This is a genomic window from Aquimarina sp. I32.4 (assembly GCF_002924285.1).
Classification (GTDB): domain Bacteria; phylum Bacteroidota; class Bacteroidia; order Flavobacteriales; family Flavobacteriaceae; genus Aquimarina.
Genome location: NZ_PGUB01000153.1, coordinates 1 through 7,443 on the forward strand (window position 1 = coordinate 1; position 7,443 = coordinate 7,443).

Annotated in this window: 7 protein-coding genes; 5 read left to right on the forward strand and 2 right to left on the reverse strand. The window is 32.2% G+C overall.

What is annotated here, in order from left to right:
* Positions 1-397: transposase (locus tag CVD18_RS20550; protein ID WP_146052741.1), on the forward strand; the 397-nt coding region annotated here is incomplete at its 5' end.
* Between the two features lie 16 nt (positions 398-413).
* On the opposite strand, the gene CVD18_RS20555 is transcribed toward CVD18_RS20550, so the two are convergent.
* Both CVD18_RS20555 and ychF read right to left on the reverse strand, forming a co-directional pair.
* The gene (locus CVD18_RS20555; RefSeq protein WP_103867365.1) at positions 414-1,316 is read right to left on the reverse strand and encodes a DMT family transporter; all 903 of its coding nucleotides are present in this window, start codon (positions 1,314-1,316) and stop codon (positions 414-416) included.
* Between the two features lie 125 nt (positions 1,317-1,441).
* Entirely contained in the window at positions 1,442-2,536 is a 1,095-nt protein-coding gene (gene ychF, locus CVD18_RS20560) for a redox-regulated ATPase YchF (protein ID WP_103867366.1), read from the reverse strand.
* 234 nt (positions 2,537-2,770) lie between these two features.
* On the opposite strand from ychF, the gene CVD18_RS20565 reads away from it, so the two are divergent.
* From CVD18_RS20565 to CVD18_RS20575, 4 genes are all read left to right on the forward strand, one after another.
* Positions 2,771-3,313, forward strand: coding sequence for a hypothetical protein (locus CVD18_RS20565; protein ID WP_146052882.1), 543 nt, complete (start codon positions 2,771-2,773; stop codon positions 3,311-3,313).
* Between the two features lie 32 nt (positions 3,314-3,345).
* Positions 3,346-3,513 (forward strand): hypothetical protein, encoded by a 168-nt coding sequence (locus CVD18_RS23020; protein ID WP_199185121.1) that lies wholly within the window; start codon positions 3,346-3,348, stop codon positions 3,511-3,513.
* A gap of 356 nt (positions 3,514-3,869) precedes the next feature.
* On the forward strand, positions 3,870-6,494 hold the full coding sequence (locus CVD18_RS20570) for a TonB-dependent receptor (RefSeq protein WP_103867368.1): 2,625 nt from the start codon (positions 3,870-3,872) through the stop codon (positions 6,492-6,494).
* 342 nt (positions 6,495-6,836) lie between these two features.
* Positions 6,837-7,373, forward strand: a complete 537-nt coding sequence (locus tag CVD18_RS20575; RefSeq protein WP_103867369.1) for a carboxypeptidase-like regulatory domain-containing protein — start codon at positions 6,837-6,839, stop codon at positions 7,371-7,373.
* Positions 7,374-7,443 lie beyond the last annotated feature (70 nt).

Here is a 7,443-nt window from a genome sequence, read left to right on the forward strand (position 1 = left end):
AGTAACTAATCAAGGAAGTGTACAATTTATGATTTACTCAGGAACAATGAATGCCGATAGATTGATCGAGTTTTTAAAACAACTTATTAAAAATAAGGAGCAAAAAATATTCTTAATACTTGATAACCTGAGAGTACACCATAGTAAAATTGTAAAGCAATGGGTAGAGGAAAATAAAACTAGTATTGAATTGTTCTTTTTACCATCTTATTCTCCTGAGAAAAATCCAGATGAGTATTTAAATTGTGACTTAAAATATGGGCTATCAGAAAAACCTGCTCCAAAAAACGAAAAGCAACTCAAGAAAAATGTAGAAAAACACATGAAAATGCTACAAGATAATAATCAGAGAGTTATCAAATATTTTAACCATGCAGACATAAAATATGCCGCTTAATCTAGTTCTTTTACCGTCAGGTTAATACCTTATTTTTTCGAGAAACTATATATATACCAAAAATAACTACAACAGCTCCAATTATTTGAATTACTGATAAATTTTCTCCTAAAAACACATAAGCCAAAACAATCGTTGATACTGGTCCAAGACTTGCTATAATAGAAAAATTAGAAGCCCCTAATTTTGCAATTGCCGCAGAAACTAAATAAGAGGGTATAATTGTTGAAAAAATTGCCATGATGATACAAATGACATATAGTTCTGTAGGGTAATTAAAAATATCTTGTCTATCAAAAACTAAATACTGAATAATAATACAGATTGATGAAACTATCATTGCATAGGAAGTAAAAGATACTACTCCAAACTTAGGAATCAACCAACCACTGCCTATGAGATAGGTAGCATAAGTTAATGCACTCAAAAAAATTAATAAGACTCCAAGTATAAGATGATCGGTTTCTGTATGAATCTCGCCCCAAAATGTAATAATCACTCCTATATATGTTAATAAAATAGCAAATAATTGTCTGTTTGTTATTTTATTTCTCAAAAACACTCTAGAAATAATAATGACCAATGTAGGGTATACAAAAAGAATAATTCGTTCTAATCCTGCTTTGATATATTGTAAGCCTAAAAAATCAAAATAACTTGCTAAATAATATCCTACAAATCCAAAAAATAAAATCCATACATAATCAATCTTTTTAATATTCTCTTTTTGTACAGGTTTATTATATAAAGCTAATACGATGTAAACTGGTAAAGAAAATAACATCCTAAATAATAGTAAATGCTCTGAACTTATATCAAATTTATACGCCAACTTAACCAATACGGCTTTTGCAGAAAATAATATTATACCGATAATTGCAAGTATAATTCCGTATGATGATAATCCTTTACTTTTCATTTATTAAAGATAGAATTCTCAATATTCAATAAAAATGAATGATTACGACTATTACAATGCCCAAAAAAAACCTTTCTAAAAGGATCAGAAAGGTTTTTCGTTTTATCTATTTAATTAACAACACATTATACATTAAATAAGAAATGCATAACATCACCATCATTTACGATATACGATTTTCCTTCTACCCCTAATTTTCCTGCTTCTCTTACTTTTGATTCACTACCGTATTGTACAAAATCATTATATTTTATAACTTCTGCACGAATAAACCCTTTTTCAAAATCAGTGTGAATTACTCCTGCTGCTTGTGGGGCAGTTGCTCCTATAGTAACTGTCCAGGCTCTTACTTCTTTTACCCCAGCAGTAAAATATGTTTGTTGATTAAGTAGTTTATATGCTGCACGAATCAATATCGCGGCTCCAGCTTCTTCTAATCCCATATCCTGCAAAAACAACTGTCGCTCTTCATAATCATCAAGTTCTGTTATATCTGCTTCTGTACCTACTGCTAATACAATTACTTCAGCATTTTCTGATGCTACTGTTTCTTTTACTTTTTCTACGTAATCGTTTCCGTTCACGGCAGCTCCTTCATCAACATTACATACATAAAGTACTGGTTTATCAGTAATAAACTGTAGTGGTTTTACATACGTAAGGTGATCATCTTCTGAAAAGTCAATTGCTCTTACAGAAGTCCCTGCTTCTAACCCTTCTTTAATTTGTAATAAAATGGATTCTTCTTTCTGAGCTTCTTTATTACCTGTTTTGGCAGCTCGTTTTACTTTATCAAGCTTTTTATCTACACTCTCTAAATCCTTTAGTTGCAATTCTATATCAATTGTTTCTTTATCTCTTATCGGATCCACAGAGCCATCTACATGTACTATATTATCATTATCAAAACAACGTAAAACATGAATTATCGCATCGGTTTCTCTTATATTACCCAAAAATTGATTTCCTAATCCTTCTCCCTTACTAGCTCCTTTTACCAAACCTGCAATATCAACAATTTCTACTGTTGCAGGAATTACTCGTTCTGGTGTTACTAATTCTTCTAATTTTTCTAATCTTGAGTCTGGTACATTAACCACCCCAATATTAGGTTCTATAGTACAAAAAGGAAAGTTAGCACTTTGCGCTTTTGCATTAGATAAACAATTGAATAATGTTGATTTTCCAACATTTGGTAATCCTACGATTCCTGCTTTCATGGTACGTATATTAATAGTAATTGAGGTATTTATATCTTTCTACCTTCTCAATTTTGAGAGTGCAAAGATAATGGTATTCATTGATAGTAAACAAATAGGTTTTGATAAGATTATACATTAACCCGTATAACATAAAAATAATCGATGATATATCTACTTTTATTATTATTTTTTGAATATATCACTTTCAGAATGTTTTACTTTTTTGTAAATTTAAATTTAATAACTAATCAAATGGAAATATTAAAAACTCTTATGATAGTATTAATAATGATACCTACTACTATCTACTCACAATCAGACATCAAAAATGATAATGGAAACTCTTCTACAGAAACAGTTACCAAGATTATTCGTATCAAAGGTCCTAATGGTGAAGAAAAAATTATCAAAAAACAAGAAGTCATCACCAAGAAAAGTAAAATGCAACTTAATCCCAATGATGAGGGTAAAACAAATCAATCAGTTATATATGTAAACGATGAAGTAGCTGTAAAAAAATCTCATAGTTCATCAGATATACGTAGCTATACAAAAGTACCTGACCAAAAAGGATTTATAATGACTTTCTTGGATAAATCAGGTAACAAAGTTGTAAAAGTAAGGCCTCTAAGCGGTACTAGCGGATATTATATCGTCAACTCTGGAGATACTAATAATAGTATTGGTTATTTTGACGAAGATAAAAATTTTATCGTGGAGATGTATGATTCTAAAACAGACGGAATTATTACAATTGTTTATAGGGCAAATAATGATACTACAATAGAAAATTAGAATTATATACGAACCTCTTAAAACCTAAAACTATGTTACACAACATAATGAAACTACAAGGAGTACAACCTCTAAAAAGAAAACAACTCCAGACGATCAAAGGTTCAGGATGGCCAAGAAACGAAGAAGGTTGTCGTGCCTGCGGTGGAGAATGGAGCCCTCCTCTATGTGCTTTACCTTGGGATTCACCATGTGATTAATATATTGATGATATAATTAAAAGGTGTGCATATTTATCTAACAATGATGTACACCTTTTTTGAATCTACAAAATAGAATTTGGATGCATTCTTCTACTTCATACATTTTATATTATACCTATTTATTTTTTTAATGGTATATAATTAAATTGATTTTTTTTCAAGATTAAAAAACATATTTCAGCATAACTTTAATTATTGTGCAATCTCTTAAAAATAACACTCCTCTTACCTGTTATTTACACAATTATTCTCTACAAAAAGGTGTTTTTATTAAAAATTATTCAATAGTTAAGTTAAAATAACATCATTTTAGATATATTTAACCATACAATCATCTTATACAAATACTTTTTATGAAAAAAATCACACTCATTTTATTTAGTTTATTCACCATAAGTTGGTGTTTTGGCCAACAAGAAATAACAGGAATAATTACAGATTCTTCTGGAGCTGCATTACCATATGTAAACATTGTAGAAAAAGGCTCTTCGAATGGAACAACTACAGATGATCAAGGAAAATATGCTATAACTGTGGGAGCAAATGCTACGCTTGTATATAGTTATATAGGATTTGAAGGGAAAGAAATAGTAGTAGGAACACAACAAAAAATAGATGTCGTTCTCCTTGAGGGAGAAGCATTACGAACTATTGTTGTAGTTGGTTCTAGAAGCCCTAAACGAACCGCTACAGATACTCCTGTTGCAATTGATATTATCGACATGCAAGATATCATTACCAAAAGTGGTAAGATAGAAATCAATGAACTCTTACAATACACAGCTCCTTCTTTTAATTCTAATAAGCAATCGGGATCAGATGGTGCTGATCATATCGACCCTGCAACACTTAGAGGGCTAGGCCCAGATCAGACACTGGTTTTAATCAATGGTAAAAGAAGACACTCTTCGTCTTTAGTTAATATTTTTGGAACACGAGGTCGTGGTAATTCTGGTACTGACCTTAATACAATTCCTGCATCTTCTATTAAAAGAATTGAAATACTTAGGGATGGTGCTGCCGCTCAATATGGTTCTGATGCCATTGCAGGGGTAATAAACATTGTATTAAAGGATAATGTAAACAAATTAACTGGTAGTATTAGTTATGGTGCATATAATACAGATGCGAAAGGAAATTTTCCTACTAGTACTCCTAATACAGACGGAAATAGACTAGATACAGATAGAGACGGAAATCGCATAGGAGATGATCAAAGTTTTGATGGAGGTTCTTTGAAAATTACTGCAAATTATGGAGTTGAAATTGGTGAAGGTGGTTTTGCTAATTTTACTACTGAATACCTAAGTAAAAACAAAACATTACGTCCTGGTTACGATTTTAGAAGAGGATTTGGCGAGGCGGCTATTGATGGGTTTAATTTCTTTGCCAATGCTGCAATACCTATTTCTGAAAACACAGAAGTATATGCTTTTGGAGGAAGAAATTATCGTGATACTGATGCGTACGCTTTTACCCGTAATGATGGGACACGTGTAGTAACCTCTATTTTTCCTAATGGTTTTACACCAAGAATTACGTCAAATATAATCGATAATTCGGTTTCTGCTGGAATAAGAACAGAGACTGAAAGTGGATGGAAAATCGATTTTAATAATACTTGGGGTAAAAACAACTTTCATTACTTTATCAAAGGAACTCAAAACGCTTCTCTAGGTGCCACCTCTCCTACTGATTTTGATGCTGGAGGGCATAGTCTGAGTCAAAACACAACTAGTTTGGATTTCTCTAAGTATTATGAAGATATATTAAATGGATTTAATATCGCTTTTGGTACAGAATACAGAACAGAAAATTTCACAATTTTTGCTGGAGAAGAGGCATCGTATGCCACCTATGATGTTAATGGATTACCTATCACAGATGCGGCAACTCAAACACAACCTATTGACCCTATCTCTGGAGATGCAAGGCCTGGAGGATCACAGGGATTCCCAGGATACAGTCCATCAAATGAAGTGGATCGCTCTAGAACAAATTTATCCCTTTATGCTGATGCAGAATTAGACATTACAGATCGCTTTTTATTAGGTGCTGCAGCTAGATTTGAAGAATACAGTGATTTTGGAAGTACTTTTAATGGTAAATTAGCTTTTAGGGTCAAAGCAGCAGAGGCTGTGAATATTCGAGGATCACTAAGTACTGGATTTAGAGCACCATCATTAGCGCAAATTTATTACAACCTTAGATTTACAGATTTTCAAGGAGGTACTGCTACAGAAACCTTGTTATCTTCCAATAACAGCCCTGTAACTGCTTCTTTTGGTATTGAGCAACTTAAAGAAGAAACAGCTATAAATGGAGCATTGGGAGCCACCGCTAGCTTTCATGGTTTCACCATTACTGTAGATGGTTACTATATCAATGTAAAAGATAGAATTGTATTGACAGGAACATTTCCTGCACCACAAATACCAGATGTATCAGAAGCACAATTCTTTGCCAACGGAGTAGACACAGAAACTATTGGTCTTGATCTAATTTTTTCTTGGAAAGGAAACTTTGACTTTGGTGATATATCTGCAACATTGGCGGGTAATATTAATAATATGAGCATAGAAGATATAAATAATGGTCCTCTAGATGAAGGTACTTTCTTTGGAGAAAGGGAGCGTGCTTTCTTATTGGCTTCTGCACCAGAAAGTAAATTCTCTCTTAACACCACCTATAGCAAAAATAAATTCAATGCAGGAGTGGGCTTAACCCATTTTAGTGAGATTGTGCTTATTGATTTTGCAGATACAGAAGATGTATATGGAGCCAAATTAACTGCTGATCTTAATGCTGGTTATAAACTTACAGATAACCTTAAGCTTACCATTGGCGGAAACAATATATTCAACGAATATCCTGATCAACAAAACGATGGGGAAACAGAATCTGGAGGATATTGGGATGCTGTACAAATGGGATTTGGTGGAGCATACTATTATGCTAGATTAGACTTTAACTTTTAATAATATAAAACATATATATAATTAACATATAAAAAACCATCTACAGATTATAATTAATGTAGATGGTTTTTTTATACACTTCTACTAGCTTATTTCAAAAGTTAAAATGGTACTACATTTCTTTTCTATTAATAGCACCTTTTTCAAAAAAAACCTACTTAATACACAAAACACTTTAGAAAGTTTTATTACTCAAAAACTTAAATAAATTAACTTTTTTGTGCGATTAACCTTCAGAAAATGACAATTAACCAGTTTTTTATGTTAAAATATGATGTTTTTTATATATTTAAAATATAACAAATAACAAACCAACTATCATTTTAACACAAACCTCACTACATGAAAAAATTCACACTTATCTTAATCGTACTAGCCACAGGTCTGTCCTTTTCACAACAGACCACTGTCACCGGAGTTGTCTCTGATGCAGATGGCGCTCCATTACCTGGAGTAAACATTATTGAAAAAGGAACTAAAAATGGTTCTACAACTGACTTTGATGGCAAGTATACCATAGAAGCCAACCCAGAAAGTATTCTCGTCTATAGTTATATAGGTTTTGCCGCTCAAGAAATTGCTGTAAAATCAAAGTCGGTAATCAATATCACACTCGCCAGTGGCGCACAACTAGAAGAAATTGTTTTGGTAGGTTCTAGAGCGTTACCCAGAAGTAATACCACCTCTTCTCTACCTGTTGATGTATTACCTGCAAAAGAATTGGCCTCTACTGGTCAAATTACATTTGATAAAGCACTACAATATAGAATACCATCTTTCAACACTGTTCAAACACCAGTTAATGATGCTACTTCTTTGCTTGATCCCTATGAAATTAGAAATATGGGGCCTAATAGAACATTAATCCTTATGGCTTAGTTATGATTTGTATATGTTTTATCTTAGCCTAAATTTTATTTTTGATGATTCCTGAAGATTTCAAAGACTT